At 46.4% G+C, this 16,619-nt stretch carries 16 protein-coding genes; 7 read left to right on the top strand and 9 right to left on the bottom strand.

From position 1 onward, the window contains the following. Positions 1–6 precede the first annotated feature (6 nt). The 4 genes from HUB64_RS15010 to HUB64_RS14995 are packed head-to-tail and all read right to left on the bottom strand — an operon-like array spanning position 7 to position 4,025. On the bottom strand, positions 7–627 hold the full coding sequence (locus tag HUB64_RS15010) for an NADH:ubiquinone reductase (Na(+)-transporting) subunit D (protein ID WP_028761892.1): 621 nt from the start codon (positions 625–627) through the stop codon (positions 7–9). Then, positions 624–1,430, bottom strand: coding sequence for a Na(+)-translocating NADH-quinone reductase subunit C (locus HUB64_RS15005; RefSeq protein WP_173497306.1), 807 nt, complete (start codon positions 1,428–1,430; stop codon positions 624–626). Before HUB64_RS15005 ends, HUB64_RS15010 begins: the two co-directional genes overlap by 4 nt. Beyond that, positions 1,420–2,652: an NADH:ubiquinone reductase (Na(+)-transporting) subunit B gene (locus HUB64_RS15000; RefSeq protein WP_028759366.1), complete on the bottom strand. Its 1,233-nt coding sequence runs from the start codon at positions 2,650–2,652 to the stop codon at positions 1,420–1,422. Before HUB64_RS15000 ends, HUB64_RS15005 begins: the two co-directional genes overlap by 11 nt. Then, positions 2,652–4,025 (bottom strand): Na(+)-translocating NADH-quinone reductase subunit A, encoded by a 1,374-nt coding sequence (locus HUB64_RS14995; protein ID WP_173497305.1) that lies wholly within the window; start codon positions 4,023–4,025, stop codon positions 2,652–2,654. Before HUB64_RS14995 ends, HUB64_RS15000 begins: the two co-directional genes overlap by 1 nt. 454 nt (positions 4,026–4,479) lie before the next feature. On the opposite strand from HUB64_RS14995, the gene HUB64_RS14990 reads away from it, so the two are divergent. The 4 genes from HUB64_RS14990 (at position 4,480) to HUB64_RS14975 (ending at position 7,542) form a co-directional block, all read left to right on the top strand. Then, positions 4,480–5,520, top strand: coding sequence for an NADP(H)-dependent aldo-keto reductase (locus tag HUB64_RS14990; protein ID WP_105250120.1), 1,041 nt, complete (start codon positions 4,480–4,482; stop codon positions 5,518–5,520). Between the two features lie 107 nt (positions 5,521–5,627). Then, positions 5,628–6,056: a hypothetical protein gene (locus tag HUB64_RS14985; protein WP_173246641.1), complete on the top strand. Its 429-nt coding sequence runs from the start codon at positions 5,628–5,630 to the stop codon at positions 6,054–6,056. Between the two features lie 232 nt (positions 6,057–6,288). Beyond that, positions 6,289–7,062: an outer membrane protein OmpV gene (gene ompV, locus HUB64_RS14980; protein WP_168824821.1), complete on the top strand. Its 774-nt coding sequence runs from the start codon at positions 6,289–6,291 to the stop codon at positions 7,060–7,062. A 21-nt stretch (positions 7,063–7,083) separates the two neighbouring features. After that, entirely contained in the window at positions 7,084–7,542 is a 459-nt protein-coding gene (locus HUB64_RS14975) for a hypothetical protein (protein WP_028761861.1), read from the top strand. Between the two features lie 260 nt (positions 7,543–7,802). On the opposite strand, the gene HUB64_RS14970 is transcribed toward HUB64_RS14975, so the two are convergent. The 5 genes from HUB64_RS14970 to HUB64_RS14950 all read right to left on the bottom strand — a co-directional run bounded on the left by HUB64_RS14970 (position 7,803) and on the right by HUB64_RS14950 (position 13,017). Next, complete coding sequence (locus HUB64_RS14970; protein ID WP_173497304.1) at positions 7,803–9,095, bottom strand: ATP-binding protein; 1,293 nt, start codon at positions 9,093–9,095, stop codon at positions 7,803–7,805. Continuing rightward, the gene (locus tag HUB64_RS14965; protein ID WP_173497303.1) at positions 9,092–9,796 is read right to left on the bottom strand and encodes a response regulator transcription factor; all 705 of its coding nucleotides are present in this window, start codon (positions 9,794–9,796) and stop codon (positions 9,092–9,094) included. Before HUB64_RS14965 ends, HUB64_RS14970 begins: the two co-directional genes overlap by 4 nt. A gap of 1 nt (position 9,797) precedes the next feature. After that, positions 9,798–10,187: a DUF3019 domain-containing protein gene (locus HUB64_RS14960; protein WP_173497302.1), complete on the bottom strand. Its 390-nt coding sequence runs from the start codon at positions 10,185–10,187 to the stop codon at positions 9,798–9,800. Between the two features lie 9 nt (positions 10,188–10,196). Further along, entirely contained in the window at positions 10,197–11,036 is an 840-nt protein-coding gene (locus tag HUB64_RS14955) for a MipA/OmpV family protein (protein ID WP_173497927.1), read from the bottom strand. Between the two features lie 280 nt (positions 11,037–11,316). Beyond that, positions 11,317–13,017, bottom strand: coding sequence for a methyl-accepting chemotaxis protein (locus HUB64_RS14950; protein ID WP_173497301.1), 1,701 nt, complete (start codon positions 13,015–13,017; stop codon positions 11,317–11,319). Between the two features lie 346 nt (positions 13,018–13,363). On the opposite strand from HUB64_RS14950, the gene HUB64_RS14945 reads away from it, so the two are divergent. The 3 genes from HUB64_RS14945 to HUB64_RS14935 all read left to right on the top strand — a co-directional run bounded on the left by HUB64_RS14945 (position 13,364) and on the right by HUB64_RS14935 (position 16,554). Then, the gene (locus tag HUB64_RS14945; protein WP_173497300.1) at positions 13,364–14,701 is read left to right on the top strand and encodes a cysteine desulfurase; all 1,338 of its coding nucleotides are present in this window, start codon (positions 13,364–13,366) and stop codon (positions 14,699–14,701) included. Positions 14,702–14,770: 69 nt separating this feature from the next. Next, entirely contained in the window at positions 14,771–15,211 is a 441-nt protein-coding gene (locus HUB64_RS14940; protein WP_173497299.1) for a SufE family protein, read from the top strand. 176 nt (positions 15,212–15,387) lie between these two features. After that, positions 15,388–16,554, top strand: coding sequence for a membrane dipeptidase (locus HUB64_RS14935; RefSeq protein ID WP_173497298.1), 1,167 nt, complete (start codon positions 15,388–15,390; stop codon positions 16,552–16,554). The last annotated feature ends 65 nt before the right edge of the window (positions 16,555–16,619 follow it).

Genomic DNA, 16,619 nt, shown 5'->3' with positions numbered 1-16,619 from the left:
TGCTCCTTAACCCCGTTTCCGCTGGATCACATTGATAGTCCAGATCAACACACCAATCAGGAAGAAGGCGCTCGGTGGTAACTTGAACATCTCGTTTGGCAAGTACCAGCCACCATTCTCGATGGTGGTAAACACAGGGTGACCGAATAAATTCCCCGTCCCTAACAGCTCGCGTACAAAGGCGACGCTGATCAAAATCAAGCCATAACCTGTCGCATTACCAAGCGCATCGACGACCGCTAAATGCGGTGGATACTTCATGGCGAAGGCTTCTGCACGGCCCATGATGATACAGTTAGTGATAATTAACCCAACGAATACAGAAAGTTGCTTAGATAACTCATAGGCTACATCCTGCAGAACCATGTCGACGATAATCACTAAGGAGGCGATAACCGTCATCTGCGCGATAATCCGCACACTGGTCGGGATAAAGTTACGGATGGCAGAGATAATCAGGTTAGAAAACACCAACACAAAGGTCACTGCCAGTGTCATCACCACAGCGGTTTGCATTGAGTTACTGACCGCCAGTGCCGAACATACGCCCAGCACTTGCATCGCGACGGGGTTATTGGCAAACACTGGCCCCGTTAACATGTCACGCATGGATAAAGTGTTGCTCATTTTGCCTCTCCCAACTCACCTTGCAATTCACCCTGCGTGGCCGTCGCTTTCAGCTGATTGAAGAAGGTTTGAAAACCTTCAACGCCAAACCAAAACTCCATTGCGCGCTGCACGCCGCGGCCCGTCATGGTCGCGCCACTCACCGCATCCACACCGTGAAGATCGCCTTCTTTAACGCCACCCTTTACAAGACGTATCGCAAATTTGCCTTTTTCATCAAATAATTGCTTACCCTTCCACAACGATAACCAATGGGGATCGGTCACAAAGTCGCCGATACCAGGGGTTTCACCGTGTTCGTACACGACTAGCCCTTTAATGGTGTTGAAATCGGGTTCAACCGCCACATAACCGTAGATCATCGACCACAGACCTTTACCGTAGAAAGGCACAACCACGCTGTCTAACTTGCCGTTGGCATCGAGCACTTTAAACACGCGGGCATCGTTCGCACGGGTTTTAATCTTGGCGATATCTTTTTTCGGCGCACTTGAAGTCTCAGGATTAATTGCCGCCATACGCTCATCGAAATCGAGGACGTTAGCGTCTGAGTCCACCTTGCCTGTATCTAAGTTGATCAATAATGGCTTAACGGATTTAGCAAAAATCTCTCTAAACTCATTGCCCTGACCTAAGTTCACATCGGCGGCCATCAACACATAGCGCTGCACTTCGTCACGTTTTTTGGCGACTTTACGTTCTTTCAATATGCCTGCTGTGCCTGTGATCATAAAAGAGCACAGGAGGCAGAGCGTGATGGTGAAGATCATGGTCCCCACCACAGTATCTTTCTTAAATACCATGACGTTTTAATCTCCGTTTGATGTTGGCGCGGGCCACCAGATAATCGAACAGCGGCGCCCAAAGGTTGGCGAACAGAATGGCTAACATCACGCCCTCAGGCATTTTGGGGTTAGCGACACGGATAAGCACAGTCATAAAACCAATCAAAGCACCGTAGGCAAACTTGCCTTGGCGAGTGTACGAAGTGGTTACAGGATCGGTGGCCATAAACATCATCGCCAGCGCAAAACCGCCAGTGACAAGATGCCAAGTCCACGGCATTGCCATCATTTGATTGCTGCTAGAACCGATGTAATTACACAGCGTTGCTGTCGCTATCATGCCCAGCAACACACCGAGCACAATGCGCCAATCCGCTAAGCGGCTGATCAGCAATAATGAACCGCCGATCAAAATCGCTAAGGTGCTGGTTTCGCCAATCGCGCCCACGGTAAAGCCAAAAAAGTTGTTCCACCAGTTAGGATCGCTAAAGGCGCTAAACCAAGAGTAATCGGCAAAACTCAACTTGCCCGCGGCGGTTTGTGCCAGCGCTGTTGCACCAGAGAAACCATCAACGGCAACGAGCTGTTTAATGGTTGAAACTTCAGATGGATAGGCGAAGTAGATAAAAGCCAAGCCCGCCAGCGCAGGGTTAAGGAAGTTATATCCCATGCCACCAAATAGCTCTTTAGCCACGACCACACCAAAGGAAATCCCCATGGCCACCAGCCACAACGGTGTTGATACTGGCAAGATTAAGGTAAACAGCAGGGCCGTCACGAAGAAGCCTTCGTGCAACTCTTGACCACGAACCCGCGCAAACACCACTTCCCAAAACAAACTGGTGAGCAGTGCTGTCAGGTAAATCGGCAGATAAAAGCTAAGACCATAGAGGAATAAACCTAATATCCCAGTGTCTTGGCTAAGGCTGCCAAACAGGGTATTAAAGATTTCTAACTTCCAAATATCTGGCGTCGATAATCCGCCCGCGAGCGCAAGCTGTGCCTGTAGGCCAATGTTATATAGACCGAATAAAATGGCGGGCAGTAAACACAAACCGACTAGCGTCATGGTACGTTTCACGTCAATCGCGTCACGCACATGCACTTGGCCCTTAGTGCTACGACCATTGGCAATGACGAGTGAGCGCAAAAAGCCCTTCATCGACTTACCCGTTGCGTAGTACTCTTGTTGTAAATCAGAGGCGTCCTGTAAATCAGGTTTTTTCACTTGTTTGGTCATTAACCTTCCCTCTCAATAACATCTAGACAGGCACGTAATTCTTTACCAAAGTCATATTTGCCGGGACATACGAAGGTACACAGCGCCAGATCTTCTTCATCTAACTCCAATGCACCTAAGGCTTGCGCCTCGTCGGTATCACGCACCACTAAGTCTCGAACGAGTAAGGTGGGTAAAATATCCAGTGGCATCACGCGATCTAACTGACCAAAAGCCATCATGGCGCGAGCAGAACCGCCCTGATGAGTCGTAAACTCGAACAATTTAGTCGCACCAAACAGACGTGATGTTACGGCACGAGTGATGGAGAATTTGTCAGAACCACCGCGCACCCAAGGGAGAACATGGTGCTGCGAATCTTCGCTCAACACTGATACTTGGTTGTGGAATCGGCCTAAAAAGTCATGTACGCCCGCCGCGGTATGGCCAGATAACACAGATCCCGATACCACGCGGTTATGGCCAGGTTTGATTTCATCACTCACTAAGGCACTTAGCTCAGCGCCCAATTGAGTGCGCAGTAAACGCGGGTTGAGCACGCTCGGGCCACCTAAGGCGACGATGCGGTCGGTATACAACTCACCGGTTTGGAATAACTTGCCGTAGGCAATCACATCTTGATAACCGATATGCCATACCTGACGCTCTAAACTCACTGGCAAAGTAAAGTGAATATGAGTGCCCACTAAACCCGCAGGATGAACACCATCAAAACGGCGCACCTCAAGTTGTGGTAATGCTTCTTTAACAATCGCTTCGCCCTTATCCTGGCACAGGTAAACCTTGCCTTCGGTTAAACGGCTCAACACCAGCAAGCCAGCTTTAAAAGCTTCGGTTTGCTCGGCGATGATCAAACGCGGATCAGCGGCCAATGGATTAGTATCGATAGCGGTGACGAAAATACCTGCTGGCGTGCTATCGAGCGCAGGCACGCGCGAGAAAGGCCGAGTACGCAGGGCAGTCCATAGACCACTCTTCACCAACAGGTCTTGAACGGTTGGTCGAGGGAGAGCGGCGATGTCTTGATGGATATCGAAAGAAATCTGCCCATCGCGGTTTTCACCGTCATCACAACGAATGACGACTGATTGTAGAATTCGACGCTCGCCGCGGTTAATCGCTACGACTTGGCCACTAGCGGGTGCAGTGAACAACACACCAGGCGTTTTTTTGTCTTCAAATAGGGCTTGGCCCTTTTGAACAAAATCACCCTCTTCGACCAACATCGTCGGCTTAAGCCCAACGAATTCTTCTCCCAGAACAGCCACTTGGGATGGCTTAGCACCGAGTTCAATGACCTGTCGCGGCTCACCAACAATCGGCAAGTCGAGGCCTTTTTTGATCGTTACAATTTGGTTTGAAAAATCTGCCATCACAAATATCAACCATGAAAAATTTTTAGATAAATTTAGGGTAGAGATTTGTTAACGCAGATTCCGATATTGGCGTCACATTCCGCTGCAAATTCGTAAGTTAGATACGTAAATTTACGCAATTTTGTGACACAGATTCACATCCTTACTTACTGCAATCTGCAAATGTAGTTTTATAACAATTTATTCATAAATACGTCATTACTGATTTAGTAGTACCTAAGGTTCACAAAAATAAGCAAAAATCTCCATTTCAGTGCAGTAAAGCGCTAAAACCGTTAAAAGAGCAACTCAGCGAACAAACTTCAACCAATGGCATGCCTCAAAATGGGGCAGGATGGCTAAACTTGCTGGCTATTTTTAGCGCACTAACATTTCAACCTATGGTTTAACCTTTGCTTTACAGCAAAAGCTTGGTAGCCTCAAACTAAGAGAGTTTCCGTAGGAGAAATAGATGGAATACAGACGCATACCGCATTCTAATCTTGAGGTCAGTAAAATTTGTTTGGGCACTATGACTTGGGGCGAACAAAATACCCAAGCCGAAGCGTTTGCACAGCTGGACTACGCCATAGGCAATGGCATCAACTTTATCGATACGGCGGAAATGTATCCCGTACCACCTAAGCCGGAGACCCAAGGGGAAACCGAGCGTATCCTAGGGCAATATATTAAGGCCCGCGGTAACCGAGACGACTTAGTTATCGCCACTAAAATTGCCGCACCGGGGGGTAAAAGTGATTACATTCGCAAAAATATGGCGCTGGACTGGAACAACATCCATCAAGCGGTCGATGCATCTTTAGCACGCCTCCAAATAGACACTATCGACCTTTATCAAATCCATTGGCCTGACCGTAATACCAACTTCTTTGGTGAACTGTTTTACGATCAACAAGAGCATGAGCATCAAACGCCGATCCTCGAGACCCTAGAAGCGCTCGCAGAAGTGATCCGCCAAGGTAAAGTGCGCTATATCGGGGTGTCGAACGAAACGCCTTGGGGCTTGATGAAATACCTGCAACTCGCCGAAAAACATGGCTTGCCGCGTATTGTGAGTGTGCAAAATCCCTATAACTTGCTTAATCGCAGTTTCGAAGTCGGCATGAGCGAAATCAGTCACCGCGAAAACTTGCCATTACTGGCCTATTCGCCACTGGCCTTTGGCGCCTTGACGGGAAAATATTGCAACGACCAATGGCCTGAAGGCGCGCGCCTGACCTTGTTTAAGCGTTTCGCCCGCTATACAGGTTCGCAAATGGCTCTGGAGGCGACAAAAGCCTATGTCGATTTGGCCCGCGAGTTCAAACTTACGCCCGCACAAATGGCGTTAGCTTTTGTTAACTCACGTAAGTTTGTCGGCTCCAATATCATAGGCGCCACCGACTTATATCAACTGAAAGAAAACATCGACAGTTTAAAAGTCACCTTATCACCAGAGCTATTAGTGCGATTAAACCAACTGTCCGATCAATTTAGATTACCTTGCCCTTAGTCGATAATCGGGTTAAATAGTGGAACTATGGCATCAGGTAAATGCACCTGATGCTATAGGCTTTTCAGCAGTAGAATCACACCTCAATTGATTAAATGGACCTTATCATGTTCTATATACTTTTTTGGCTAATGCTATGTTTTGTCACTGCAATTATAGCTTCCAGTAAAAACAGATCAGCCGTTTTATGGTTCTTCATCTCATTTATTGTGAGTCCATTGATTGGCATTATTTGCGTTGCTTGTATGCCTGCAATCACAAAAAATGAGGCTCAAGCACACACAAATGAAAATGTTCAAGAAGATAAATCACTTTATCGTGACTGCCCAGAATGCGCTGAAGAAATAAAATGCGCTGCCCGAAGGTGTAAACATTGTGGCTCAGAGGTAGTGCCGCAGGAAATACCCCAAGTAGAACATGCTGCAATCTTAGATGAAAATGCTGACGGTCAGCCATGCAGTATCTGTAAAAGTAGAAGAACGCATGACCTATATAACGGTGTCGCTATTTGTAATCAGTGTAAAGTTTGGAATTAGTCTGCTACTTGGTTAATTCGATGACCTAATAGCATCAAGAAACGCTCTTGATGCTATCAATTTTAAAAATTAATAATCTTAAAACCTTATTACAAACCTAATCCCTCCTCGTTTAATAAGAGATTATCCTCCTTTCAAACCTTATCTAGGTTACATTCGGATACAGAGTCCTTTTAAGAAGTGAAATATAGTGGCATCACAGTCACTAGACAGATGTCTTAAGGATAAAAAAATGAAAAAACTTTGCTTTGTAATTACAAGTGTTTTGATGTCAAGCCACGCTCTTGCTGAAAGCAATACCTACATTCGTAACGGTAATATCTATAGTCATCAAGATCAGTTCTTTGCTGGCGCAGGTGTTGCTACTGGTAGTCAGTTTTATAAGGGTCAAGATCACCAGACAGGTGCCTACCTCAATGGCGGCTACCACGGTGAAGACTTCAACGCCGATCTGTCCGGCATCAACTACCGCTTTTTAGGCACGAACGATAGTGCCGTTAATTTCAGTATCTTTGCCGTTGCCAATCCAGGCTTTGATGCCGATGATGCGGATATTTTAACGGGCATGAAGGATCGCAAATTCAGTGGCGATCTGGGTTTAAACGCCGACATTCATTTAGGAAATGGCACGCTATCGACCAAATTCCAACACGATGTCACCAATATTTATGATGGTTTTCAGGCTGATATCACCTATTACCATCCAATAAATGTAGGCTTCGGTGATCTGGTGCCTTATGCGGGTGTGCACTACTTCAGTAAAGACTTCGCAAACTACTACACAGGTGTGACATCATCTGAAGCTACAGCGCAGCGCCCTGCTTATCAAGCCGACGGCACCTTTGCCTATAAGCTAGGCTACGCTTTGGTTATTCCAGTCACTAAGCATTTAGATATTACTCAAGCCACAGGTTACTCGCACATAGGTGCCAACATGGCTGACTCTCCGCTAATAGACAGTAACAACCAGTGGGTTACTACCCTTGGCGTGAACTATAGCTTCTAAACAACCTGACGAGACAAGACCATGACACTTATCAGAAAAACGTTTTTATGTGCTGGATTAGCTCTGATGCTTTCAGCTTGTGCCACTTCCTACGATACCGAAAAGCAATTTTGGTCTTTCGGTAAAGGATTTGAAACCGCACAGATTGCACCCGATAGCTGGCAGATAAGCTTTGTTGGCAATACCAACACTGACCGCGCATTGGCCCGAAAGTACGTCATGCGTAAGTCAGCAGAGTTATGCAAACAAGCGGGCTATAACTACTTCACTTTTACTCACGAACAAACCGATCGTGATGCAATTGGCCAGTTTGGAGTAGGAGCGAGCGCGAGTAAGGATATCTTGTGGGGGAGTTCGACGATGAATCAAGAAACCTCTGTCATGGTCGAAGTCACAGGTTTACATAGCAAGCCAGAAAATGCGAGTTCCCGCATCTATGAAACAGATTACATACTTAACAATGTCAATGTGAAAAGTTAATTGCTCATCAAAAATGCACCAGTCTAGATTCTCGTTAGGTATCAAGGCTGGTGCGTTTTATTTATAAATCCCCCTGTTCTGCACCAATTCGTTAGGCACTCATTCGTATAGTGAGTTGAGTCATTCTGCCTCTGTCTCTAAATCAACTCAGCAGATTAGATGACGCAGGTTTAGCCGCATTGCTCGCTTCAGCTCATGTTAAAGAAACAGACAAAAACGGCTAAAACCTCGCATTATACCAATCGTATTAAACCCCAACTTTAAACTTCAGCCTTGAATTTTAGTGACATGCGAGCCCCACCTAAGTCAGGAGCACGGCCAATACGTAATGGGGACCCCATCCAACAACCAATTCTATCGACAATCGCCAGACCCATGCCATGACCGGAATTTCCGCGGCTGTGCTGACCACGCACAAAAGGTTTAATCACTTGAGCAGATTCCTGTTCATCTATGCCAGGGCCATCATCATCAACGTGTAACAACGCAATCCCATCTTCCAATGCCAACATCAGCCGGATATTGGCACGGCCAAAACGCTGCGCATTACTGAGCAAGTTATTCACCTGCATTGACAAGTACTTAGGATCTGTCTTGATGTTCAACGGTATTGGGCAGGTGATGAGTTCCACTGAAAACCCTGGGTATACTTGGCCTTGATACTTTTCCAGCAACCAAGTATTAAGCTCAATAGATTGCCAATCAGGTTGGATATTCGCCTCATCGAGGCGGGCATAGCTGAGCAGTGTCATGACCAACTCTTCCATAGTGTCCAGATCGCGGTTCAATCGCTGAAAATACTTCACCCTAAGTTGTGCGCTTTGGGTTTCTTCTAACGCCGCAATACCAAATCGCAGCCGCGCAATCGGAGTTTTTAAATCATGGGAAACTGCCCGACTAAGCAATTTATTATCATCGATCAATTGCTGGATACGATCTGCCATGCGATTGAATTCGCTTTCTATTGTGCCTATGTAAGACGCTTTACTGACCACAATTCGCTGCTGTAATTCTCCCATACCAAATGCTTGAGTCACCTTACTTAGATTAACCAGTTGGCGGATTAAAGGAGACACCCACACCAACAAAATCACCACCACACCGCCATAAAAAAGCATGGTATACAGCTTGTTCGCGTTAAAACTCACATCGGCTGGCGTCACTATCTGGGTATTGATATTCAGCACCTGACCCGTTTTAGGCAATAAATAGTGCAAAGAGATGCCATCATCGGACTCCAGCAATAATGATTCCCCTGAATAAAACTCTGTCTTTAGGGCTGAGGGTAAGACAAAATCTGCTTCATTCACCAAAGACAATTGATCTGCATTTCGCTGATTCCAGTTGTCTATAAACGCATTATTAGGGGCGGGATCGTTATCTAACGTTTGCGCCAGTGAACCGCCCAGCAGTTTTAATGCCGCGAGGTGAGTTGCTGGGCTAGGCGTTTCATTATCAGGATCAATAAGTGTTGCAAACTCACTTATCGACCAGCCTAGGCTGGCAATGGCCACCAGCACGACCAGCACCAGAGAAGTCATTAACTTCTTCATAAAGCTTGCTCGGCCTCATCGCGGCAAAACAAATATCCCTTGCCACGAATGGTTTTGACTTTATAGGGCTGACTCAACGCTTCCTGCAACTTCTTGCGTAAGCGCGATATGCGAATATCCACCGAGCGGTCTAGGCCATCGTATTCAATGCCCCGCAGTTGAGCCACCAATTCATTCCGGCTCACTATCGTACCCGCCTTCAATGCCAGCAGCCACAAGACATCAAATTCATTGGCATTCAAATCCAGCGGTTGTTTATCAATGGTGACTGATTTTGCCGTCGCATTTAACACTAAAGAATCAAACACTAATTGCTGCTTTTGCTCCTCATCACTCACTCTGCGTAACAGAGCTTTTATCCGCGCTAACAGCACCTGCGGTCGAATCGGCTTAGTGAGGTAATCATCAGCACCGGCATCTAACCCGCGGATTTCATCGCCGTCCTCAACGCAAGCGGTCATAAATAAAATGGGCCCAGTATAAAATGCCCTGGCCTCTTTACACACATCGAAGCCATTCTTAACGGGCATCATCACGTCGAGTAGCACTAAGTCAGGTATCTCATCGGCTATCATCTCTAAGGCGAAGTCGCCTTGGCTGGCAACCGTCACCCCGTAACCGTGATCCAGTAAATAATCACTGATCCACTCTGCCAGTGAGGTATCGTCCTCTACGACTAAGATATGCTTTGCAACTGACATATTAGAATAACCTCCAACCAGACTGACTCTGTTTAGGGGCCTTATAAACCCATGTCACGACCACTTTAACTTGCGCGAGCGGTTGCACATCATCATTACGGATAAGACTAAAAGTCGCCGTTTTATCCCCTTCAAAACTATATTGATATTCTTGCAACGCTTTGCCAGTCCAACAGGTTAACTGGTGCTGACGGTCTGTCAGTATGAGGCAGTACTCGCCGCTCGCGGGTGTCTGCCATCGGAACAATACATCTTGATAGCAAGTTTGCCCTTTATGCAGTGCAATGCAGCGTTCTGGGGTTGCGGTAAAAATAACGGCATCATCCTGACTCCAAGCCAAAAAAGGCGCGCTCAGCATCACTACCGCTAACAATGGATTAAATCGGTTCATGCCCTCCTCCTAAAATACATAGCTAAGAGAAGCATTAAAATACGATGTATAACTCGCTTGATTGAAGGGACTGTCGGTCACTTCTTGGGATAACACATTGAAGCGATACATAGCCCGAAAGACAAAATTTTCACTCAGCGGATAAGCAACTCCTAACTCCATGCCGTAACTGAAAGAGCTATCCGGCCGATACTCAGGAAAGCGTTCAGTGGCTTCTTCCTTACTGATCCCAAAAAGATAGCGATTCAAGGTGGCAGATGAGTAACCTACGCTCCCCAATACGTGAAAATTCCAATTACGAACCTGCCAGGACTTACCCAATCTTGCAGAACTTTGAATACCTTGATCATCATAATAATCAGATACTAACCTATACTGAAAAACATAGTTATCGCCCCAATAACGTGTGGCACGAAAACCGGCACCAATATAGAGAGAATCTTCCGATAGTAGATAAGCATTGCGGCCAGCTTCATCCAGCGTACTGGGATCCACATCAGGACGGGACCATGAACCTTGCAAGTTAGCCAATAGCAGTTCTAATGACCAATCCTCTGAGCTCCAAAGATTAAATCCCAAATTAATGCCATCTTGAGATTGATGGATCATCTCAACAAACAGCCCTTTGTACTGGTACATGCCACTGACTAACAGCGACAACTGTGCAGAACCTGAATCCGTTTGCCGAACATCGACTTGATTAATTCCGTAAACACTCATGCCCAGCTCAAAATCACCGCCGTCTGCAAGGCGATTAGCTCCTCCAGTAACACTGCTCGCAATATCTGATGCTGCAGCGGTTCTAGGAAGAATGCTCAGCGTTAACACAAGAAGCCAAAGAATACGCATGCTCATTTAATTCACATTTTTAGTCGTTATTTAGCGCTACATATTACAACAGTTTGTTGCAAGTCACTGCACAACCAGTATCATTTTTACGGCAATTGTGTGTCGGATAACAAGAGAGACCTATATCCCAAACAACTTGAATCCTGCATCTTCAAATTGTTTGGGGATACACACACCTCACATTGAGTTAAGACACAAATGAGGCTCAAGCTAAGATGAAGTGGCGCAGTTAAGTTAACCGCTGTCAGTCGTTGGCACACTGAATTATGGGCAAATACATTTAAACAACTCGCACCTTAAACTGCTGCATCGTTTCCCTCAATGAATTCGCCTGCTTAGACAGTGACTCGCTGGCTTTCGCGGTTTCGTTAGCGCTGCTGAGTACCAATTCACCCGAATCACGAATCGCATTAATGCGCTCACTAATATCTTCGGCGGTCACGGCTTGCTCCTCACTGGCGGTCGCGACTTGAGTATTAGCCTGAGTCAGTTCAGTCAACGCATCTAAAATCTCAAATAAGTGTTGCTTGGCTTGATTAACGAGCAGTGATGACTCACTGATTTGCTTATCGTTATTGGCGAAGGATTCGACTGAAGATTTGGCATCTTTCACGAGTGTTTGGATAAGATCGCTGATCTCCTGCGTGGCCGTTTGACTGCGCGTTGCCAATGCCCGCACTTCTTCGGCAACGACAGCAAAACCACGACCTTGATCTCCCGCCCGTGCCGCTTCAATCGATGCATTCAAAGCTAATAAGTTCGTCTGCCCCGCAATCGCATCGACCACTGAAACAAAGTTGAGGATTTTTCCCGTACTTGCCTGAACCTGTTGAATAAGTTGATTTGAATACTGGGCGCTGGCAACCAACTGCTTCGAGATTTTTTCGCTCGCATCGACAACTTCACAACTTTCTTTCACTTTATGCTCGGCTTGTCCCGCTGAATACGAAGCGGTTTCTGCACTACTCGCCACTTCAGTAATCGTTGCTGCCATTTGGGTCATAGAAGCGGCGACTTGGTCAGTGTTATCCTGCTGCCTCAACATAGCCTCACGATTATTCTCGGCCACCGCATTAAGCTCAGTCACCATAGAGGCAATTTCTTCACTTCGAGCAATCACTTGGCCAACAGTTTTACTTAAGGTCCACGCCATTTGATTCATACTGACGGTAAGTTCGCCTAATTCATCCTTGGAATCGACACGTAACTCTTGGTTAAAGTTGCCCTTTTCCATCATGGCGGCAGAATTACGTAACCGATTGATAGATTTGACCATGTATTGACTGCAAGCGATGCCAATCAATAATCCTATGACTAAAGACACTATCGAAATAATCGTTAAGCCATAAATCGCCCTGAGTTCTTCTTCCTCAGTCACAGAAACCGCAGTTTGGGTCATTTGCTCTAAACGCTCAACGAATTGCCTCAGCTCAGTATTAAATTCGTTTTGCGCAATCTCTAAAGATTCAACCCGCTTAGCCAAGGCTGCAGGTTCTTCTTTTTGCTGTATTCCAGTAATCACAGTGGCAAGCAGGGCTTCATAATTACCAAAACGTTGAATAATAGTGCCAATCTCTTGATTTAACTGCTGAGTTTTTTCATGTAATTGCGGATTTTCAGCCTCTTTTAATGCCTCATTGAGCATAGACTGAGTCGAGAGTAACTCCTTGCTAATGTCTTCATTGTGCTTGATAACATCCGCAATAAAAGCCACTAAAATTTGCTGGCTCGATGCGGTTTCAATGTCCGCGGCACGAAACGCTTTTTCTAAAATGACAGAGCTTTCAAGCTGCTTAATGGTGACGTCAGTTGATAATCTCACTAACGGAAGATTCTCTTCTGCAATGGCTTGAATTTCCTCCGATACACGCTGCATCTTCAACAAACTAAATCCAGACAAAATCAAGATCAGCACTAACATCACCCCAACGAGGGCGATCATCTTATGTTTAATCCGTAAGTCTTTTAAAAGCTTCACCATAAAACTACTCTCCAGCAAACACTGACAACGAAGGACGTCCAATTTAGAATAGTCGGAGTTTTAACTTTAGGTGGATGAATTAAGCGTAAAGTATTAGCTGAATTTAAAAGAAAAACTTAAACATTAGAAAAATCGCATCATAGCTAAGCTCAATGATGCGTTAGAGTCTAAAACCGTTTAAGGCGTGCGAAATATCTATTAGGCAACAGTTTGAACAGACCTTAGTGAAATTAGGCATTCAATACCACTGTCCGATAACAACACCTCAACAAACCGCTAAGACTTGCATTCACATGGCAGATCACAGAAGATCCCATGGCCTTTTTCATTGCCCTTAGCCTCGCCCATGACTCAACCTGCATCACCTACGCCAAATACTGTGACTAACACAGCGACGAATACTGTTACCTCACATCCTTCGGCAAGTGCCTCTCCTGATGCCACAGCGGTTCTTTGTTCATTAGAAGCAGAGCAGCGCAATGCTAAAATTAGGTCACAATTCCCAGCGTTAAATCAAATGCTTGATGGTTATCCCCTATGTTATCTCGACACAGCAGCCACCAGCCAAAAGCCGCAAATGGTGTTAGATGCCATGGCGCAGTTTTACGCTAATGAAAATGCGAATGTACACCGTGCTGCACATCAGTTATCGGCGCGTTCGACCTTAAGCTATGAGAAAGTGCGCGATCAGTTGCAGCAATTTTTGAAGGCAAAACGCCGCGAAGAAATCATTTTTACCCACGGCACCACAGAATCAATCAACTTAGTCGCCTTTGGACTGACTGCCCAATTAAGCGCTGGCGATGTGATATTAATCGACGCCGCCGCTCACCACGCCAATATCGTGCCTTGGCAGGAACTGGCGAAACGCACAGGGGCAATCATTAAACCAATCCCGCTCTGTCAGGATTGCCGCTTAGATATTATCGCCTATAAAACCTTGCTCGAGTTAAAGCCTAAAATCGTCGCCCTATGTCATGTTTCCAACGCACTAGGTACAGTCAATCCCGTGGCTCAGCTAGTGCAGTTAGCGAAAAAACAAGGTGCTATCACCTTAGTTGATGGTGCGCAGGCAGTGGCGCATTTAACGCTGGATGTGACTGAAATCGATTGTGATTTTTACGTCTTCTCGGGGCATAAAATGTATGGTCCCACTGGTGTTGGTGTACTTTACGGCCGTTTCGACGCGTTAGATAATCTCGCGCCACTATTAACTGGCGGCGAGATGATTAAACGCGTGAGTTTTGAAGCGACAGAATTTGGCAACCTGCCGAATCGCTTAGAAGCGGGCACACCGCCGATTGCTGAAGTCATAGGTTTGGGCGCGGCCATTACATTTTTACAAACCGAGCTCATGCCGCAGGTTCAAGCTTATGAAGCTGAACTAGTTAACTATTTACAAAACCAATTGCGCGCACTCGGTGAAGTGCATTTATACGGCGCCTTTGATGACAATATCGGCGTCGTCGCCTTTAATCTTGCCGGTGAACATCACCAAGATGTAGGCATTTTGCTGGACCAACAAGGGGTTGCCGTTCGTTGTGGCCATCATTGTGCCATGCCATTAATGCAGAGCCTGAATCTTAAGGGCTGTTGCCGTGCCTCTATCGGTATCTACACCAATAAAGACGATATCGACCGCTTTATTGCCGCGTTAGCCTCGGTAAAAGACTTGCTGCTGTAATCCAGCATTTAGCCACTGATCTACGCCACTCATACGATGCTCAAGATAAATGAGACAGGATTTAGCCCTATGACAGATTCAATCATGCCAAATGAGGCCGATTTTCACTATTTAGTGCAAGATGCCGAAACCTTACTGGCGCATTTTACCAATGCCCCTAACTGGCAGGAAAGATATCGCCAAATTATGTTGTTAGGGAAAGACTTACCAAGCTTAAGCCCTGAGCTTCGCATCGAGGCAGCTCAAGTAAAAGGCTGCGAGAGTGATGCGTGGATTTACCATCTAGAACAGGCTGGCAAACACTATTATTTAGCCGACAGCGATGCCCGCATCGTTAAGGGATTGATCGGATTATTACTTGGTGCCTGCCATGGCAAAAGCCGCGCTGAAATCCAAGCATTTGATCCTACAGCTTACTTCAAACAATTGGGCCTAGAAGGTCAGCTCAGCCCATCGCGCACCAACGGCCTTAACTCACTGGCAAAAGCAATGGTTGAAGCCACTCGATAATCATAACCCGAGGGTTTTCATTTACTGCGACAAGCGATAATTGAAACCACTCGGCAACAACAAATAATCACAACTCTAGCTCAGGGGCAAAGGCCAAAAAAGGGATTTAATCAAAGACTTCTACGCCCTAAAAAGGTATAAAGAAGTTACATTTGCGTTATTGATAGGAACCGAGCATGCCCATCAAGGCAGTCAATCACTACCGTCGTACACTCCTTAAAGGTCTTGGCGCAGCAACTCTGTTAAGCCCACTCGCCAGTTTACCTAGCTTTGCCGCCGCACAGAGGCGGATATATGTCGATGGTTTATCTTTCCTTCCCGATAACTTAAGTGATGTAACTGCCGCTAAGCTCGATGCCTATCTTTGCGATATTTCGGCTATTGAGACCATAGAACAAGCCGATGGCACTCAAAACTACAAACGCACTTATAAAGCTTGCATGGAAAGCATTAAGCAGGCCGCTAAACGGGTGAGCGATCATCCCGATATTTTACTGCAAGGTCTGAGGGGGCGAGATATTCAACGTGCCCGCGACAGCCAGCGCACTGCGGTATACTTTCAAATCCAAGGCGCAGATTGTGTCGAAGAAGACAGCGAAGCTAACCAGTGGGCGCGGGTAGATGAGTTTCATCAACAAGGGCTACGCGTACTGCAGCTCACCCACCATTACGGCAATACCTTTGCCGGTGGCGCCTTAGATAATGATGCCAGTGGCGGACTCAATAAACCACTCACGGCCCACGGGCACGAGCTTATCGCCAAACTCAATCACGCCAATATCTTGGTCGATGTGAGTCACTCCAGCGCTCAAACCGCTTTAGATGTCGCAAAAATCACTAAATCACCCATAGTGCAAAGCCACGGCGCAGCGCGCGGTATAGTAAACCATGCCCGTTGTTCCCCCGATGAAGTGATCCGCGCCATCGGCGATAGCGGCGGCGTATTCGGCGTATTTATGATGAGTTTCTGGCTTACCAATAATGCCGTGCCCACGATTGATGATTATATTCGCCAACTGGAATACGTTATGCGTGTTGGTGGAGTGGACTGCGTGGCAATCGCTAATGACTTCCCGCTCCGTGGCCAAGAAAACCTACTGGCACTCGGCAATGACAACGCCAAAGGCATTAAAGAATATCAAGAATGGTGGTACAGCCTGAGGGCGAAAGGCGTGCTAGGTTTTGATGCAGAGCCCAGACATGTAGTGATCCCCGAGCTGAATCATATCGATCGCATGAGCCGTATCGACGATGCCTTAGCCAAGGCGCGCTTTAAATCTACCGACCGCGACCGTTTTATGGGTGGTAACTGGCAAAGAGTGCTCAACAAAGTGCTACTGTAAATGCCATTGTTTTATCGTCATGTTTAATTTACTTTGTCGATAAATTTACTGACTTATCAGCTCAT

The organism is Shewanella sp. ISTPL2 (assembly GCF_013283205.1).
GTDB classification, from domain to species: Bacteria; Pseudomonadota; Gammaproteobacteria; order Enterobacterales; family Shewanellaceae; genus Shewanella; species Shewanella oncorhynchi.
This window is presented reverse-complemented; position numbering and strand designations above follow the sequence as displayed.

Bases quoted from the DNA above. Each gene is read 5' to 3' on its own strand.
- HUB64_RS14965 (WP_173497303.1), bottom strand. From the start codon at position 9,796: ATGTCAGTTGCAAAGCATATCTTAGTCGTAGAGGACGATACCTCACTG.
- HUB64_RS14950 (WP_173497301.1), bottom strand. From the start codon at position 13,017: ATGGTGAAGCTTTTAAAAGACTTACGGATTAAACATAAGATGATCGCC.
- ompV (WP_168824821.1), top strand. From the start codon at position 6,289: ATGAAAAAACTTTGCTTTGTAATTACAAGTGTTTTGATGTCAAGCCAC.
- HUB64_RS15000 (WP_028759366.1), bottom strand. From the start codon at position 2,652: ATGACCAAACAAGTGAAAAAACCTGATTTACAGGACGCCTCTGATTTA.
- HUB64_RS15005 (WP_173497306.1), bottom strand. From the start codon at position 1,430: ATGGTATTTAAGAAAGATACTGTGGTGGGGACCATGATCTTCACCATC.
- HUB64_RS14970 (WP_173497304.1), bottom strand. From the start codon at position 9,095: ATGAAGAAGTTAATGACTTCTCTGGTGCTGGTCGTGCTGGTGGCCATT.
- HUB64_RS14960 (WP_173497302.1), bottom strand. From the start codon at position 10,187: ATGAACCGATTTAATCCATTGTTAGCGGTAGTGATGCTGAGCGCGCCT.
- HUB64_RS14995 (WP_173497305.1), bottom strand. From the start codon at position 4,025: ATGGCAGATTTTTCAAACCAAATTGTAACGATCAAAAAAGGCCTCGAC.
- HUB64_RS14975 (WP_028761861.1), top strand. From the start codon at position 7,084: ATGACACTTATCAGAAAAACGTTTTTATGTGCTGGATTAGCTCTGATG.
- HUB64_RS14945 (WP_173497300.1), top strand. From the start codon at position 13,364: ATGACTCAACCTGCATCACCTACGCCAAATACTGTGACTAACACAGCG.
- HUB64_RS14935 (WP_173497298.1), top strand. From the start codon at position 15,388: ATGCCCATCAAGGCAGTCAATCACTACCGTCGTACACTCCTTAAAGGT.
- HUB64_RS14940 (WP_173497299.1), top strand. From the start codon at position 14,771: ATGACAGATTCAATCATGCCAAATGAGGCCGATTTTCACTATTTAGTG.
- HUB64_RS14990 (WP_105250120.1), top strand. From the start codon at position 4,480: ATGGAATACAGACGCATACCGCATTCTAATCTTGAGGTCAGTAAAATT.
- HUB64_RS14985 (WP_173246641.1), top strand. From the start codon at position 5,628: ATGTTCTATATACTTTTTTGGCTAATGCTATGTTTTGTCACTGCAATT.
- HUB64_RS15010 (WP_028761892.1), bottom strand. From the start codon at position 627: ATGAGCAACACTTTATCCATGCGTGACATGTTAACGGGGCCAGTGTTT.
- HUB64_RS14955 (WP_173497927.1), bottom strand. From the start codon at position 11,036: ATGCGTATTCTTTGGCTTCTTGTGTTAACGCTGAGCATTCTTCCTAGA.